The organism is Paenibacillus polysaccharolyticus, from assembly GCF_900102085.1.
GTDB lineage: Bacteria > Bacillota > Bacilli > Paenibacillales > Paenibacillaceae > Paenibacillus > Paenibacillus polysaccharolyticus.
In genome coordinates, this window is the sequence record NZ_FMVM01000014.1 from 186,948 (window position 1) to 203,066 (window position 16,119).

At 48.0% G+C, this 16,119-nt stretch carries 14 protein-coding genes; all 14 read right to left on the reverse strand.

The window, feature by feature from the left end; all coding sequences use genetic code 11:
- Positions 1–324: 324 nt before the first annotated feature.
- The 14 genes from BLQ13_RS19920 to BLQ13_RS28580 all read right to left on the reverse strand — a co-directional run bounded on the left by BLQ13_RS19920 (position 325) and on the right by BLQ13_RS28580 (position 16,075).
- Complete coding sequence (locus BLQ13_RS19920; protein WP_090923416.1) at positions 325–930, reverse strand: alpha/beta hydrolase; 606 nt, start codon at positions 928–930, stop codon at positions 325–327.
- A gap of 14 nt (positions 931–944) precedes the next feature.
- Positions 945–1,892, reverse strand: coding sequence for a ring-cleaving dioxygenase (locus BLQ13_RS19925; RefSeq protein WP_420848949.1), 948 nt, complete (start codon positions 1,890–1,892; stop codon positions 945–947).
- Positions 1,893–2,235: 343 nt separating this feature from the next.
- Complete coding sequence (locus BLQ13_RS19930; protein WP_090923348.1) at positions 2,236–3,318, reverse strand: hemolysin family protein; 1,083 nt, start codon at positions 3,316–3,318, stop codon at positions 2,236–2,238.
- 47 nt (positions 3,319–3,365) lie between these two features.
- The gene (locus BLQ13_RS19935) at positions 3,366–4,703 is read right to left on the reverse strand and encodes a hemolysin family protein (protein WP_090923349.1); all 1,338 of its coding nucleotides are present in this window, start codon (positions 4,701–4,703) and stop codon (positions 3,366–3,368) included.
- A gap of 813 nt (positions 4,704–5,516) precedes the next feature.
- Positions 5,517–6,782 carry a phosphoribosylamine--glycine ligase gene (gene purD / locus BLQ13_RS19940; RefSeq protein ID WP_090923350.1) on the reverse strand — a complete coding sequence of 422 codons (1,266 nt, stop codon included), beginning with the start codon at positions 6,780–6,782 and terminating at the stop codon, positions 5,517–5,519.
- A gap of 223 nt (positions 6,783–7,005) precedes the next feature.
- Positions 7,006–8,553, reverse strand: a complete 1,548-nt coding sequence (gene purH, locus BLQ13_RS19945; protein WP_090923352.1) for a bifunctional phosphoribosylaminoimidazolecarboxamide formyltransferase/IMP cyclohydrolase — start codon at positions 8,551–8,553, stop codon at positions 7,006–7,008.
- Between the two features lie 335 nt (positions 8,554–8,888).
- The gene (gene purN, locus BLQ13_RS19950) at positions 8,889–9,506 is read right to left on the reverse strand and encodes a phosphoribosylglycinamide formyltransferase (RefSeq protein WP_090923353.1); all 618 of its coding nucleotides are present in this window, start codon (positions 9,504–9,506) and stop codon (positions 8,889–8,891) included.
- Complete coding sequence (gene purM, locus BLQ13_RS19955) at positions 9,506–10,546, reverse strand: phosphoribosylformylglycinamidine cyclo-ligase (RefSeq protein ID WP_090923355.1); 1,041 nt, start codon at positions 10,544–10,546, stop codon at positions 9,506–9,508. Before purM ends, purN begins: the two co-directional genes overlap by 1 nt.
- A 248-nt stretch (positions 10,547–10,794) precedes the next feature.
- Complete coding sequence (locus BLQ13_RS19960) at positions 10,795–11,238, reverse strand: immunity 26/phosphotriesterase HocA family protein (RefSeq protein WP_090923357.1); 444 nt, start codon at positions 11,236–11,238, stop codon at positions 10,795–10,797.
- 12 nt (positions 11,239–11,250) lie between these two features.
- Positions 11,251–12,729 (reverse strand): amidophosphoribosyltransferase, encoded by a 1,479-nt coding sequence (gene purF / locus BLQ13_RS19965; protein ID WP_090923359.1) that lies wholly within the window; start codon positions 12,727–12,729, stop codon positions 11,251–11,253.
- Entirely contained in the window at positions 12,714–14,957 is a 2,244-nt protein-coding gene (gene purL, locus BLQ13_RS19970) for a phosphoribosylformylglycinamidine synthase subunit PurL (protein ID WP_090923360.1), read from the reverse strand. Before purL ends, purF begins: the two co-directional genes overlap by 16 nt.
- Entirely contained in the window at positions 14,935–15,624 is a 690-nt protein-coding gene (gene purQ / locus BLQ13_RS19975) for a phosphoribosylformylglycinamidine synthase subunit PurQ (protein WP_090923362.1), read from the reverse strand. The genes purL and purQ overlap by 23 nt, the downstream gene beginning before the upstream one ends.
- Before the next feature lie 4 nt (positions 15,625–15,628).
- Positions 15,629–15,874, reverse strand: a complete 246-nt coding sequence (gene purS / locus BLQ13_RS19980) for a phosphoribosylformylglycinamidine synthase subunit PurS (RefSeq protein ID WP_090923368.1) — start codon at positions 15,872–15,874, stop codon at positions 15,629–15,631.
- A gap of 48 nt (positions 15,875–15,922) precedes the next feature.
- Positions 15,923–16,075, reverse strand: coding sequence for a hypothetical protein (locus BLQ13_RS28580; RefSeq protein WP_167375797.1), 153 nt, complete (start codon positions 16,073–16,075; stop codon positions 15,923–15,925).
- Positions 16,076–16,119: the final 44 nt, after the last annotated feature.

Here is a 16,119-nt window from a genome sequence, read left to right on the forward strand (position 1 = left end):
ACCCCTCCAGTTCATGATATTCGTGTAGTGTCGAAGCTATATAACAAGCATACTGCGTGGACTCTCACTATTTCAAATCCTTACCCGGTTTGGCACGTTTACATAACAGATGTGCTCATTTTTCGTGAGGCAAATAAGTTAACTTAAAGATTTTACACGGTGCACTCCGATGACAGAATAACCTTCAATCGCTGTTATCCTATATAGATTAATAAAATGAAAAAACAGCCCGATCTCAACGATCAGGCTGCCTGCGAACTTCTTATATATGTCGATATGTGCTAGATCTCGTGATGCAATACATCCACAAGTACTGTACCTGTATTACACCTGTGTTGTATACCATGCTGCCGCGGCTTCTGCCTCGGTACGTGTCAGTTGATGCCCCTGACGTTCCCAATGCATATGCACATCGGCACCCGCCCCGCTCAGCAGGGAAGCCAGTTCCTCCGTTTCACGTCTTGGCACAATTGGATCATTCTCTCCTGCACCGATGAACACGGGCAGTCCTTTCAGATCAGGCAGTGTCAGTCCGCGAAGCGGCACCATCGGATGGTGCAAGATTGCTCCCTTGAATACATCTGCCTGATGGAACATCAAACTTGCGGCAATGTTGGCACCATTGGAATAACCCAGGGCATACACGTTGGAACGGTCGAATCCATATTCCACCGCAGCGGCATCGATAAAGGCTCCCAGCTCTGCTGTCCGTGCAATCAGATCCTCTTCATCAAAGACACCTTCTGCAAGGCGGCGGAAGAAACGTGGCATCCCATTCTCGGAAACGTTACCTCGCACTCCAAGAATCGCCGCCCCCGGAGCAATCATCTCTGCCAGTCCGATCAGATCATTCTCCGTTCCACCTGTACCGTGGAGCAACAATATTGTCGCCGCATCTGCCTGCGCACCTGCTTTGTAGATATGTTTCATGGTCGCTGTACTCATCAATTAGACTCCCCTTTCCATTCCCGTACTTGAATTGGTGGCAACAATTGTTCGATCTGCTCACGCTGTGGTTCGTACCATTCAGGCAGCATCAATTTCTCGCCCATCGTCTCTTGCGGTTCATCCCGTGCAAAGCCTGGAGGATCTGTCGCAATCTCGAACAAAATACCGCCTGGTTCACGGAAATATACCGCGTTGAAGTATTGACGGTCAATTACGGGTGTTGGATGATACCCCGTTTGATCCAGGTCCTGTTGAATTTGTTCATGCTCCGTGTAATCTTTGGCACGCCATGCAATGTGGTGTACCGTTCCTGCACCACCGATACCGCGCTGGATACCTGTCGATTGAATATCGATGATCTGTCCCAGATCACCGCTCGCCCGCAGACGGATCAGACCATTCTCTTCTCCAACCTGTTCCAGGCCAAGCTTGCCGACAAGCACATCCATCGTTTTTTCAGGCACGTGACTGTACAATACCGCACCGCCAAAACCTTTGATCGCATGCTCAGGTGTCACCCCGTTAAATGCCCACTGGCTCGGCTCGCCGCCTTCGCGCTCAACCAGTTCAAGGAGCAATCCCCCTTTATCGAAGAAACGAATATATTGTTCGCCGAATCTCGTTTTATTTTCATATGGAATATCGAAGGATGCAAGACGTTCTTTCCAGAACGACAGGCTGCCCATCGGTACCGCATAGACGGTAACTCCGGTCTGACCTGAGCCAATCACACCTCTTCTTGAATTTTGCTGCGGGAAAAACGTAATGATCGTACCTGGCGCGCCTTGCTCATTGCCGTAGTACAAGTGATACACATCCGGTGCATCAAAGTTGATCGTTTTTTTCACCAGTCTAAGTCCCAGCACCCCTGCGTAGAAGTCTACATTTTTCTGTGCGTCGTCGACAAAAGCGGTAATATGATGAATGCCTGAAGTTCTGAACATAATCTCCACTCCCTTAGTTTTCGTTTATTACTCATTATCTTGGTTGTTGTACGGTTGTTTTATTTACTGCTTCTGAGGATTAACTTACTTTAGCTTCGTTATTTATCTTTAAATTAAGATTCTTTAAATTCATATTAATCCATAACCGAGTAATATGCAAGCATTTATTTCAAAATTAAGATATTACTTCAATGAACCTTAAATAGACTCGTTTGTTTTTGTTAAAACGTATCGCTCTGAACTGCTTTTCACATAAAAAAACAGGTCCCCGAACCGAAGTACGGGAACCTGTCTTTCATAACGTGTATCTCACCAAAATGAAGCCTACTTCTGATTCTGATTCTTACACCAATTTTAATTTCTTCGGTGGATTAACCAGATCTTTATGCTCATATTCATCCTTGATATCCCCGACAATCTCTTCGAGAATATCCTCCATGGTCACCATTCCGATCGTTGCGCCAGCTTCGTCTTTGACAGAAGCGATATGCACGCGGCTATGTTGCATCTGAACGAGTACATCCTTGATCGGTGAACGCTCCGAGAAGCTCGGCATTGGGTGCATGAACGTGTTCATGCTGAACGTTCTGCCCGCAGCTACACTCGTTAACGTCTGTTTGGTATTAATAAACCCGACAAAATGGTTTGCATCCCCGTTTGTAATGACAGGATACCTCGTATACTCATGCTGATTCAGCACTTCAATAATCTGTTCCAGCGGCATTTCTTTATTCAGCGTAACGATTTTATTTCGGGGAATCATGATCTCCTGAAGCAAACGCTCATCAAAGGCAAAAATGTTTTTGAGGTAATCCAGCTCCGTCTGGTTAATCTCGCCACTCTCATAACTTTGCGCCATGATCAGCTTTAATTCCTCTTCGGAGTGAACCGTATCATGCCCGGCCGGTTTGATACCGAAAATGCTAAGCAATAAACGTGCTGCACCATTCAGCGCATAAATGAACGGGTTCATGATTTTACCGAACCAGTAGAGCGGTGTTGCAAGCAACAACGTCATCTTTTCAGCAAACTGAATGGCAAGTGTCTTGGGTGCAAGCTCGCCGATTACGACATGCAAGAAGGTGATAAATGCCAATGCAATCGCGTAAGAGAGTACGGTGGACAGTGCAGCAGGCACTTCCAGACTCTGGAATAACGGATGCAACATTTTCTCTACGGTCGGTTCGCCCAAAGCACCCAGTACGAGCGCAGTAATCGTAATACCCAGTTGACAGGCAGACAGATAATAATCCAGATTATGTGCTACTTTTTTGGCGACCACTGCTTTTTTGTTGCCTTCCGAGATCAATTGATCAATACGGGACATCCGCACTTTCAAAATAGCAAACTCGGCTCCTACGAAAAACGCGGTCAAACCGATAAATACAGCTACTAAAAATAAGTTTAAGGCTATTATTCCGTCCAATGATTTCCCTCAGGTGAGGGATTCACCTCCATTAAGTTTTGAAATGTTTAAGCCAGATCGCTGGCGGCTTCTTGGGCCTCAATACCGTTAACACGTTCAAGCAGCACCTGCTTGATGTGATAGTTTTCGGCATCCACTACCGTCCAGACATAGTCGCCGTGTTCAACGGTATCTCCTTTTTCCACACCGACACCCTTCTGGTACTGAATCCATCCGGCAACCGTATCCATCTCTTCATTACCTTCGAATATAATTCCGAATTGACGCTCCAGTTCATCCAGCAGCACACGGCCACTAATTAGATACTGGTTTTCCCCGGTCTCCTGAATGTCCGCTACTTCATCAGCATCGAACTCATCCCGGATCTCGCCAACCAGCTCTTCAAGGATATCCTCCATCGTAATGATTCCCGAAGTACCGCCATACTCATCCACGACGACAGCCATATGCACACGTTCCTGTTGCATTTTGATCATCGCATCCTGAATGGATGTCACTTCCGATACAAATGGGATCTCACGCACGAATTCACTCAATTGATGTGCCCGGGTCGCAACCATGTCCGGCAAAATCTTCTTCACATTCACGACACCGATAATGCGGTCTTTATCTCCATCCTCGATGACGGGATATCTGGAGTAGTTATGCTCATCCAATATAGGAATAATATCGTCATAAGTCATATCCTGATTCAGTGTAATCAGTTCGGTACGCGGAACCATGATGTCTTTGGCATCACGTTCATCGAACACAAACACATTTTCCAAATAGGAAAGCTTGGTCTGATTACTCTCATCGCCTTCATAGCTCTGGTTCATAATGATCTTAATCTCATCCTCGGAATAAGCCTGATCATGTCCGGCAGGTTTCACACCGAATCCACGCAGGATTACACGCGATGCACCATTGAGTGCCCAGATGAATGGATACATGACTTTACCAAACCAGTACAGCGGCGGAGAGAGTAACAAAGTCAACTTTTCGGAAAATTGAATCGCCAACGTTTTGGGTGCCATCTCTCCAACAACGACATGCAAAAACGTAACGAGTATAAAAGCTATCGCATAAGAAGCAATCGCCGAGGCCGAGGCAGGTACGTCAAAATAGCTGAACACCGGATACAATAATCTCTCCACGGTCGGTTTACCCAATGCCCCGAGTCCGAGGGCTGTAACGGTAATACCTAGCTGACAGGCGGACAAATAATAATCCAGATCCGAGACGACCTTTTTAGCAAGCACTGCCTTTTTATTGCCTTCGGCAACCAGTTGATCTACCCTTGATGTACGAATCTTCACAACAGCAAACTCCGACGCAACGAAAAATGCAGTCAGTACAATCAAGATGATAAGTAATGCGATATTTAATATGGTAATTATGTCCAAAGACTTCCCCGATAGTCAGGGATTCACCTCCAAGATAGTTACAGCGTGATGTGTTAACGTTCATGCCGTTAACTGTTCATGCGCTGTTTGATGTATGATGCCAAGAGCCAGTGACTATTAAAAAATATATAAAAAAATCAGTTCATGATCACTTCTGTATAAGTCGCATAATGACCTTGTAAATCTAAAACAGGAATCCAAGATGAAGTCAATAACGCCAATGACGTGTAGAAACGACTTCAATCAAAACGGGTTACCCCTCATGCTGTCTATTGTTCCTTAATCAACTCCACCTAGATTCGCCATTTGGACAATTTACAATATCGCCTACCCAATAGATATCCACCTCCCAACGTATCGATTCCTGTTTCCGAAAAGTATATCATGTTTTGATCCAAACCATCCAGTTGCACGTCATGGTTTGGTACAAGCTTACAGTCTATTGTTCACAGAATAGTCTATATGTATGTTATCCTCTGGCTTTTTAACCAGTGTGATCCTGTAATTAAGAGATGGATTTATCGCCTATCTTTCTACAGACAGACTACCTACATTTCCGGCTTTTATGTAAAAGGCTCTTCCGAATTGATACAGCCCTCCTGTTATAGAATAATGCAGTTTATTAAAAAACTACCCGTTTCATTTGGGTATCAAACAGATCCAGAGGCTCACTGGCATAGCGGCTAATTGTCACTCTCAAGGCTATGTTAAGGATTGTAGCTGTCTTTTTTACACATAATATATGTAATACGCGCAAAAAGCCCGCAGGATGCAAATACCTTGCGGTACCCATCCTACGGGCTGGCTTAATTGTTACACCAAAGCTTTGGCAGCAATGTCGGAGCGTTGATGTTTGCCTTCAAAATGAATGTGCTCTGCCTGAGCATATGCTTTGGCTCTTGCTTCTGCAATGTCAGCACCTAGGCCTACAACACCGAGAATACGTCCACCGTTTGTCACCCAGTCCCCAGCTTCATTACGCGCTGTTCCTGCATGGAACACAACACCCTCTTGGGCTTGATCCAGTCCCTCAATCACAACACCTTTCGCATAAGGGCCGGGATATCCGCCTGAAGCAAGCACGACACATACAGCGGCTTCTTCGCTCCATTCAATCTCCAGATCAGCCAGCTTACCATGAACGGTTGCCCAGAAAATGTCGAGCAGGTCCGTTTTCAGACGTGGCAACACGACTTGGGTCTCCGGATCTCCAAAACGAGCGTTGAACTCAATTGTTTTGGGTTTGCCATCCGGGGAGATCATCAGACCCGCAAACAATACACCACGGAATGGACGTCCCTCGGATACCATTGCTTTCGCTGTTGGCTTAATGATGGTTTCCACCGCTTCTTCAATAATGGAGGCTGGAATATGTGGAAGTGGGGAGTACGTACCCATGCCGCCCGTATTTGGCCCCTGATCATTGTCGAACACAGGTTTATGATCCTGCGCAGCAGCCATTGGACGAACCGTCTCACCGTCAACAAAGGCCAGAATCGACATTTCCTGTCCGGCGAGGAATTCTTCGACAATCACTTTCGCTCCAGCTTCACCAAACACCTTATCAACCATAATACTGCGAAGGGCTTGATTCGCCTCTTCACGAGAGTATGCTACGGTAACCCCTTTACCTGCAGCGAGTCCGTCCGCTTTGATAACAACCGGGATTGCTTGCCCGTCCAAATATGTCTGAGCTTGCTCGTAGTTGTCGAACTTCTCGTATGCAGCCGTAGGGATATTGTATTTGTGTAGCAGATCCTTCATAAATGTTTTGCTGCCTTCGATTTCCGCTGCATTACGGCGTGGGCCGAAGACCGGGATTCCTGTCGAGTCAAATGCGTCCACAATGCCGTCTGCGAGCGGATCATCTGGTCCAATAACGACGAGGTCTACTTTTAGTTCAACTGCCAGTGCTTTGAGTTTATCGAATTCATGTACCGCAATCGGGTGACACTCTGCCAACTGTGCAATCCCCGCATTCCCGGGCGCACAATGAATCTTGCCTGCCTTTGGACTCTTCGCCAGTGCCCAGATAATTGCATGTTCGCGGCCGCCGCCGCCGACTACCAAAATATCCATTCGTCTGTTTCCCTCCACGCTTTACTGGATTGTGATGTTCCTACACTTCAAAAACATTAAGTGATCTATTTTTATTGATCTATTTCCTGAAAAAAGGAGTGCCCCATACGTCATCAGCATGACAGGTGACACCCCTTTTTAACACTTGCCACTTTTTGATGAGAGAGTATTTTTTAAATGCTTCCGTTCGTCCTATAACTCTCCAATCTGTTTATCACTTGTTCTAGTGTTTAAAATGACGCACGCCTGTGAATACCATAGCGATGCCATATTCGTTGGCTACTTTGATGGACTCTTCGTCTTTGATCGAGCCGCCTGGCTGAATAACTGCTGTAATGCCAGCTTTTGCTGCCAGTTCAAGAGTATCCCCCATTGGGAAGAATGCGTCGGAAGCGAGAACAGCGCCTTTTGCCTGATCACCAGCTTGCTCGATTGCAATTTTGGCCGCGCCGACACGATTCATTTGCCCTGCACCTACACCTACCGTCATGTCGTTCGCAGCAAGTACAATCGCGTTGGACTTCACATGTTTAACGACTTTCCAGCCAAACAATAGCTGTTTCATTTCTTCTTCGGAAGGTGCACGATCTGTAACCACGTTGAGCTCGCTCGCTTCAATGGAGTGTACGTCTGATTGTTGCACGATCATACCACCGTCAATCGATGTAACCACGAATTGGCTTTCACGGTTGCGAGCTGCGTTCAGTTCACCTGTTTTGAGCAAACGAATATTTTTCTTTTTCGTCAGGATATCCAGTGCTTCTTGGGTAAAATCAGGAGCGAGTACGATTTCCAGGAAAATCTCGCTCAGCTTGTTCGCCGTATCGCTGTCGATGATGCGGTTTGCTGCCACAATGCCACCGAAAATCGATGTTGGGTCAGCAGCATAAGCTTTACTGTAGGCTTCATAGATGCTTTCGCCAATTCCTACACCGCAAGGGTTCATATGTTTTACGGCAACGACTGCTGGCTCTTCAAATTCTTTGACAATCTGCAGTGCTGCGTTGGCATCGTTGATGTTATTGTAAGACAACTCTTTACCATGCAATTGCTCAGCTGTAGTCAATGTATCCTGCGCAGCCAGCGGTTTGCGGTAGAATGCCGCTTGTTGGTGCGGATTTTCGCCATATCGTAGATCTTGGAGCTTTTCGTAAGTAACGGTCAGACGCTCTGGTAATGGATCGCCATTAACGTTGGACAGGTAATCGGAGATGAGTGCATCGTAAGCCGCCGTATGGCGGAACACTTTTGCCGCAAGCCGTTTGCGTGTTTCCAGCGTCGTATCTCCGCCGCTGCGCACTTCCTCCAGCACTTGACTGTAGTCGGCCGCATCAACAACAACGCTAACAAAAGCATGGTTTTTAGCCGCTGAACGAAGCATCGTTGGACCACCAATATCGATGTTCTCAATCGCATCTTCATAGGCTACATCCGGTTTAGCGATGGTTTCCTGGAAAGGATACAGGTTCACAACAACCAGATCGATGTAACCCAAACCAAGCTCCTGCATTTGGCGTGTATGCTCTTCGTTATCACGAACAGCAAGCAAGCCGCTGTGAACTGCCGGATGCAATGTTTTGACACGTCCGTCCATAATTTCCGGGAACCCGGTTACGTCCGAAATTCCGATGACAGGTACGCCTTCCTTCGACAACAGGCTACTTGTACCTCCTGTCGAAATAATCTCCACACCCATTTGCGACAGCTCGCGGCAAAAGTCCACGATGCCTGTTTTATCCGATACGCTGACCAGCGCTCTTTTGATACTCACAATATGCTCCTCCTTTATTATCCCATAAGCTTCGCGTTTCCTGACGAAACACAGCCGATTTATTTCCCGAGAAATATCACAAAATGCGTACCAATTATCGACTTCTGTTATATAAGTTGATAAACGATTCCCACACTGAGCCACTGCGAGAACAGAATAATCTTTTGATCGCTGTTATTCCTGGATTTTTTGAACAATTTTATAATGGTAAAAATCAAGTAATAAGCTTATGCTTCCGATGTAGCTTTCTTTCAGAAAGCTTTCAGGCGAACGCTCCGCTTCTCCAGCTTATTTCTGTTCTCTCCGTTCATGTGCGAAAAAAATTTCAACTTATATCAAACCGGTTTGGTAACGGTGACGTGGCGTCCGTTTAATTGAACCAAGCCTTGCGCGAACCAGGACACCACTTCAGGGTATAACTGCTGTTCGGCAGCATGGATAGCTTTGCTGATCGTTTCCGCCGTATCCCCTGGTTGGACAGGCACAGGATGCTGGGCTATAATCGGCCCCGTATCCATGCCGCCGTCCACAAAATGAACGGTTACACCTGTCACTTTCACACCATAATCAAGTGCTTGTCCAATCGCATCTTTGCCAGCAAAGGCTGGCAGGAGCGATGGATGAATGTTGATCAGTCGACCCGCGTAACGCTCAACCATTACGGAGGTCAGCAGTCTCATATAACCCGCCAGCACAACCAGATCAATCTGTTTGGATTCAAGCACTTCAATAATTTCTGCCTCGTATGCTTCACGCGAATCATACGCTTTGGGCGTAAACAGATGGCAGTCTACTCCTGCATCCTGTGCTCGCTGCACAACGCGTGCAGCAGGTTTATCACAGACGAGTAATTCCACCGATGCACCCAAATCACCATTACGTGCTGCATCAACCAGAGACTGAAAGTTGCTCCCCGTCCCTGAGGCAAATACAGCAATGCGGTAGTTCGTCATTAAACATCCGCTCCCGTGAAGGTTACTCGCGCATCTCCTTCAGTTACACGGCCAATGATGTACGCCTCTTCACCGGAAGCTTTTAGTTGCTCCAATGCTTTTGCTGCATCCGCTTCGTTCACAACCAAGACAAGTCCGATACCCATGTTAAACGTCGTGAACATATCACGGCTCGATACATCGCCTTTTTGCTGTAAAAGATTAAAGATTGGCAGGATCGGCCATGAACCATAATTGATATCTACGTTCACGTTGCTTGGCAGCATACGCGGGATATTTTCGATGAATCCACCGCCAGTAATATGCGCCATCCCTTTAACTTTGACATTCTCCAGCAGGGACAGTAATGGTTTTACATAAATTTTCGTTGGCTCCAGCAGGGCATCGCCCAGTTTGCCACCCAGTTCTGTCACTTCGGAGTGCAGATCCAAGCCAGCTTCTTCAAGCAGCAATCTGCGAACTAGAGAGAATCCATTACTGTGCACGCCGCTGGAAGCGAGGCCGATGACCGTATCCCCAGGTGCGATGGTTGTGCCATTAATGATTTTTGCTTTGTCCACGATACCCACGGTGAAACCTGCGATATCATACTCACCTTCACTGTACATACCCGGCATCTCAGCTGTTTCCCCGCCGATGAGCGCACAGCCGGACTGATGACAGCCTTCCGCAATACCCGCAACGATCGCTTCAATCTTCTCCGGGATGACCTTATCGCAAGCGAGGTAGTCCAAGAAAAAGAGTGGCTCTGCTCCTTGTACAACGATATCGTTGACACACATCGCTACTGCGTCGATACCAATCGTGTCATGACGATCCATGGCAAAAGCAATTTTCAGCTTGGTTCCCACACCATCTGTACCGGAAACCAATACCGGCTCATCATATTTGTCTTTGTTCAATCCGAACAGGGCACCAAATCCACCCAAATCCGTCATCACTTCCGGACGAAAGGTACGCTTTACGTGTTTTTTCATCCGTTCAACCGCTTCGTTTCCTGCCGCGATATCGACGCCGGCCTTTTTATATGCTTCGGACACAACCCTCACACCCTTCGTATCTTATATAAATTGAGTTGAAAATATTTACACCGTACACTCCGATGACAGAATAACCTGGAGAGTAGCGGTTATCCCCAGATTTTTTGATTCCCTTTTTTTAAAGGGAAAATCCGGTGATAAAGGCACAGCCTATGCTTCCGATGTAGCTTTCTTTCAGAAAGCTTTTAGCTTCGCTTCTTCAGGTTTTTTTCTGTCCTCTCCGTTTATGTGTAAATCAAAATTCCAACTCATTTATTGCTACTCATCTCTAATAGATGAATCTGTACCAATTCAAATCCCGCTACACCCATTGTAATGTACTGACTGTACTCTTCTGGTGGAACCATTCGAATGTATTCGTCACCGTTGTATACCGCACCAGCACACTGGAATACTTGCAATTCTTTTTTCGCCGGAGTCAGCGGGATGTTACCAATAATGCTCCAAGTTCCATCTTTCAGTAACTTGGGTGACGTGAAGATCACGTTGCTCTTACGTTTGCCATAAGAATAGATAAGGAATTCGCCGTCTTCCAAACTTACAGTTTCGTCACGCTGAATGCTCATCACGCCGAATGAAAATGCCTTTTTGAAGCGGTCTCTCAGTGCACATATCACCTGACACACGGCAAACCGTCCATCATGCATTGGAATCAGAAAAACATCGCCCTCATTATAGCTTTTTCTTCCCATAAGCCTTGCCTCCTAACAGCTGCAGCCAAACTTCTCTTCACCGTCGAAGTCAAGACGCGTCGGATAGTCATTATCGAAGCATGCCAGGCATAATCCGCCTTTGTAGTCGTCCTGATTATCTCCCTGGATGGAAGCAATCAGTCCGTCCGGGCTGAGGAATGCGAGAGAGTCTGCATTGATCTCACGGCAAATCTCTTCAACGGACAGAGCAGATGCAATAAGCTCACGGCTATCCGGTGTATCAATACCATAGAAGCACGGATTCTTAAATGGCGGCGAAGTAATCCGCACATGCACTTCCGTTGCCCCTGCGTCACGCAGCATATTCACAATCCGGCGGGATGTTGTCCCACGTACGATCGAGTCATCGATCATCACTACACGCTTACCTTCCACGACACGGCGCACGGCGCTGAGCTTCATCTTCACGCCCTGCTCACGCAGTTCCTGGCTTGGCTGGATAAACGTACGTCCAGTGTATTTATTTTTGATCATACCCATCTCATATGGAATACCTGTCTGTTCAGCGTATCCAATCGCCGCCGAGATGCTGGAATCTGGTACCCCCGTAACCAAGTCCGCATCCACAAACGCCTCAATGGCCATCCGACTACCCATGCGTTTACGAGCAGCATGCTGATTAGCACCGTTCATATCACTATCAGGTCGGGCAAAATAAATATATTCCATCGCACAAAGTGCCTTGCGGTGTTTATGATCATCGAAACGATCTTCATGTAATCCGTCTGCATCCAGCACAAGCAGTTCCCCTGGCTCTATGTCACGGATCAACTCTGCGCCGATCGTCTCAAGTGCACAAGTTTCAGACGCAAACAGGTACGCGTCCCCAAGCTTACCCATCGTTAGTGGACGAAGCCCATGCGGGTCAGAAGCAACCAACAACTTATCATTTGTCATGATCAGAAAGGCATAACCACCGACGATACGCTGGAATGCATCTTTTGCCGCCTCAACAAGACCTTTCGAAGAACGTGCGATCAAGTGAGCAATAACTTCAGTGTCGCTCGTCGTCTGAAAAATAGAACCGCTCTGCTCCAGCTCACGCCGGATCGTTGGTGCATTCACGATGTTGCCGTTCGTTGCAACGGCTAGGTCGCCATCGCGGTATTTAAATACGAGCGGCTGTGCATTGGTCAATTTGCTATCTCCACTTGTCGAATAACGTACATGACCAATCGAAATATCACCTGTGAGTGTCTGCATCAGATCTTTGGTGAACACTTCTTTCACGAGTCCCATACCGCGGTGATAGTTAAACTGTGTGCCGTCGCTTACACACATGCCTGCACTTTCTTCCCCGCGATGCTGCAGGGCATGCAGACCGTAGTAAGAAAGGGAAGCCGCATCAGGGTGCCGATACACCCCGAATACGCCGCATTCTTCCTTTAATTTATCGAGTCCTTCCTTGCCGGACCCTTCGTTATAATAATCGCCTGTCCACAACGGTTCCGTCATCAGTTCATGAGACATGGAATCGCATCCTCCCAGACCTTAGCCAAACCTCCTACAGGTTCGTTCACGGCTGATGTTCCGTTCAATTCAATCGTCAGGTTACTTCCTTCAACACGTCCGATCACAGCTGCTGGCACTCCGCGTTCACGTACGAAAGCTTCCAGTTTACTCGCTTGCTCTGGAGAAGCCGACAACAGAATACGGGATTGGCTCTCACTGAACAGTGCATGATCTGCACGGAGTGCAGTCTCTACATTCACTTGCGCGCCTACGTTACCGCTGATGCAAGACTCTGCCAGTGCAACCGCCAGACCACCTTCGGACAAGTCATGCGCGGAGCGAACAAGTCCGGATTGGATGGCTTCCAGCACGGTGCTGAGCAACGCCTTCTCCGTGTTCAGGTCCAGCTCCGGCGGACGCCCTTCGGTCACGCCGTGTACGGCGTATTGCAGCTCGCTGCCGCCGAGTTCCGCTTTGGTTTCACCGAGGAGGATAATGACATCACCTTCGGATTTGAATGCTTGTGTCGTGATATGATCCGTATCATGAACGAGACCTACCATACCGACCACTGGCGTTGGATAGATGGAGCCTTTGGCGTTTTCATTGTACAAACTCACGTTACCACCGATGACCGGTGTATCCAGCACACGGCAAGCTTCCGCCATACCGTCCACGGCTTTTTCCATTTGCCAGAAAATATCCGGTTTCTCCGGGTTACCGAAGTTCAGGTTATCCGTAATTGCGAGCGGCTCCGCACCGGAACATACGATATTACGCGCTGCTTCACTTACGGCAATACGTCCACCTACCTCAGGATCAAGGTAAACGTAACGACCGTTACAGTCCGTTGTCATCGCAAGACCTTTGCGCGTGCCACGAATCGTCACCACTGCTGCATCCGAACCTGGACGAACGGCTGTGCTTGTACGCACCATATAGTCATATTGGTCATAGACCCATTTTTTACTCGCCACCGTCGGGGAAGCCAGCACTTGTTTCAATGCACCGCCGAGATCCGACACTTCGTCATAACGAAGCGTGTCGATGGAAGCACTCGCTTCATAATACGCAGGTACAGAAGATGGCTTGTCATATACCGGGCACTCGTCAACCAAAGCCGTTACAGGCATATCGCCAACCACTTCGCCGTGGTGGATCAGTTTCAGACGACCATCGTCTGTAACTTTACCAACTTTGGCACAGATGACACCCCAACGTTCAAAAATTTCCATCGCCTGCGCCTCATCCTTCGGCTCAACAACAAACAGCATCCGCTCCTGAGACTCCGAAAGCATCATCTCGTAAGGTGTCATGCCTTCTTCACGCTGCGGCACCTGATCCAGATATAGCTCCAGACCGTTACCTGCTTTACTTGCCATCTCCGCACTGGAGCACGTCAGACCTGCTGCACCCATATCTTGAATACCGAGCACGATGCCCGTATCGATCAATTCCAGACAGGATTCCATAACCAGCTTCTCCATGAATGGATCACCGACTTGGACCGCTGTACGCTGGGACTCGGATTCTTCGGTCAGCTCAACGGATGCAAACGTTGCACCGTGAATACCGTCACGACCTGTTGGTGGGCCAACGTAATAAACCGGGTTACCTACACCTTTGGCTACACCGCGCTGGATTTTGTCATGATCGATCAGACCCACACACATCGCATTCACGAGCGGATTGCCTTCATAACTCTCATCAAACATCACTTCACCTGCAACGGTCGGAATCCCGATACAGTTACCGTATCCCGCAATACCCGCTACCACATGCTCGAACAGATATTTTACGCGATCGCTCTCCAGCTTACCGAAACGAAGGGAGTTCAAAAGCGCTACTGGTCTTGCACCCATGGAGAAAATATCACGGATAATGCCGCCTACACCTGTTGCCGCCCCCTGATAAGGTTCTACCGCGGAAGGGTGGTTATGGCTTTCAATTTTGAAAACAACGGCCTGGTTGTCACCGATATCCACGATTCCGGCACCTTCACCCGGTCCCATCAGGACACGTGGACCACTTGTCGGGAAACGACGCAAGAGTGGCTTGGAGTTTTTGTAGGCACAGTGCTCAGACCACATAACGCTGAATACACCAATTTCCGTGTAGTTTGGCTTGCGGCCCATGAACTCACAGATCAGCTCATACTCGCTGTCAGACACGCCCATCTGTGCGTATAGTTTATGTTCTGCGACCTGTTCTGCTGTTGGCTCCTTAGCGGATAGCTGCTGCGTCATGCCGATCCCTCCATGCTTTCAAAATTGATGTAAACATCCGTTTGCCGTCTTCCGAGCCGAACAGTGAATCCACTGCACGCTCTGGATGCGGCATCATGCCCACTACGTTGCCCGCCTCGTTGCAAACCCCTGCGATATCACCCAGGGAACCATTCGGGTTGTTGCCATATGTGAATACAATCTGATTGTTTGCTTGCAAACTTGCCAGTGTTTCTTCGTCACAGTAATAGTTACCTTCACCGTGAGCAATCGGAATAACAATCTCTTCGCCTGGTGCGTAGTCGCGTGTGAAAGGTGTGTCTGCGTTAGCCACTTTCAGCACCGTGTCATGGCAACGGAATTTCAGGGACGTGTTGCGGATCAATGCTCCCGGGAGCAGACCTGCTTCCGTCAGAATCTGGAATCCGTTACAGATGCCCAGTACATATTTGCCTTGCTCTGCAGCTTTAGCCACTTCGTTCATTACGGGTGCGAAACGGGAAATTGCTCCGCAACGCAGGTAGTCTCCGTAAGAGAAACCACCCGGAACCAGAATGCAATCATACGCGGACAAGTCCGTAGCCGTATGCCATACATAATCAACCTCTTGTCCAATCGCATCTTCTACCGCCTTGTAACAGTCGATGTCGCAGTTGGAGCCAGGGAACACAAGAACTGCAAATTTCATGAGATTAACCCTCCAATTCGTAGCGGTAATCTTCAACAACGGTGTTGGCGAGCAACTTCTCACACATCACTTTCAATCGTTTTTCCGCTTCCACACGATCTGTTGTATCCAGATTCAGTTCCATGACTTTACCGATCCGTACACTTTCCACTTCGTTAAATCCCATGGAGTGCAGGGCTCCTTGAACAGCTACGCCTTGCGGGTCGAGTACGCTTTGTTTAATAGTGACATATACGGTTGCTTTGATCATGATCTGATGTTCCTCCTCAGTAATGAACGGGATAAATGCTTTATGCTGTTAAAAAAAGTTGCTGTAGCCTTGGGACGCTTGCTTCGGTGTGGATAGTTCCTCCGGCCGCGGGTTGTTCCCCGGTTTTTCTGATTCGTTTTGGCCCGCGCCGCGGTCAAAACCCGGGAACAAAGGCGGACGCTTCGCTCCTTCGTGAACCATTCCACCCCTACGCTTGATCCTGCGGCGCTATTTTTTAAAGGCCT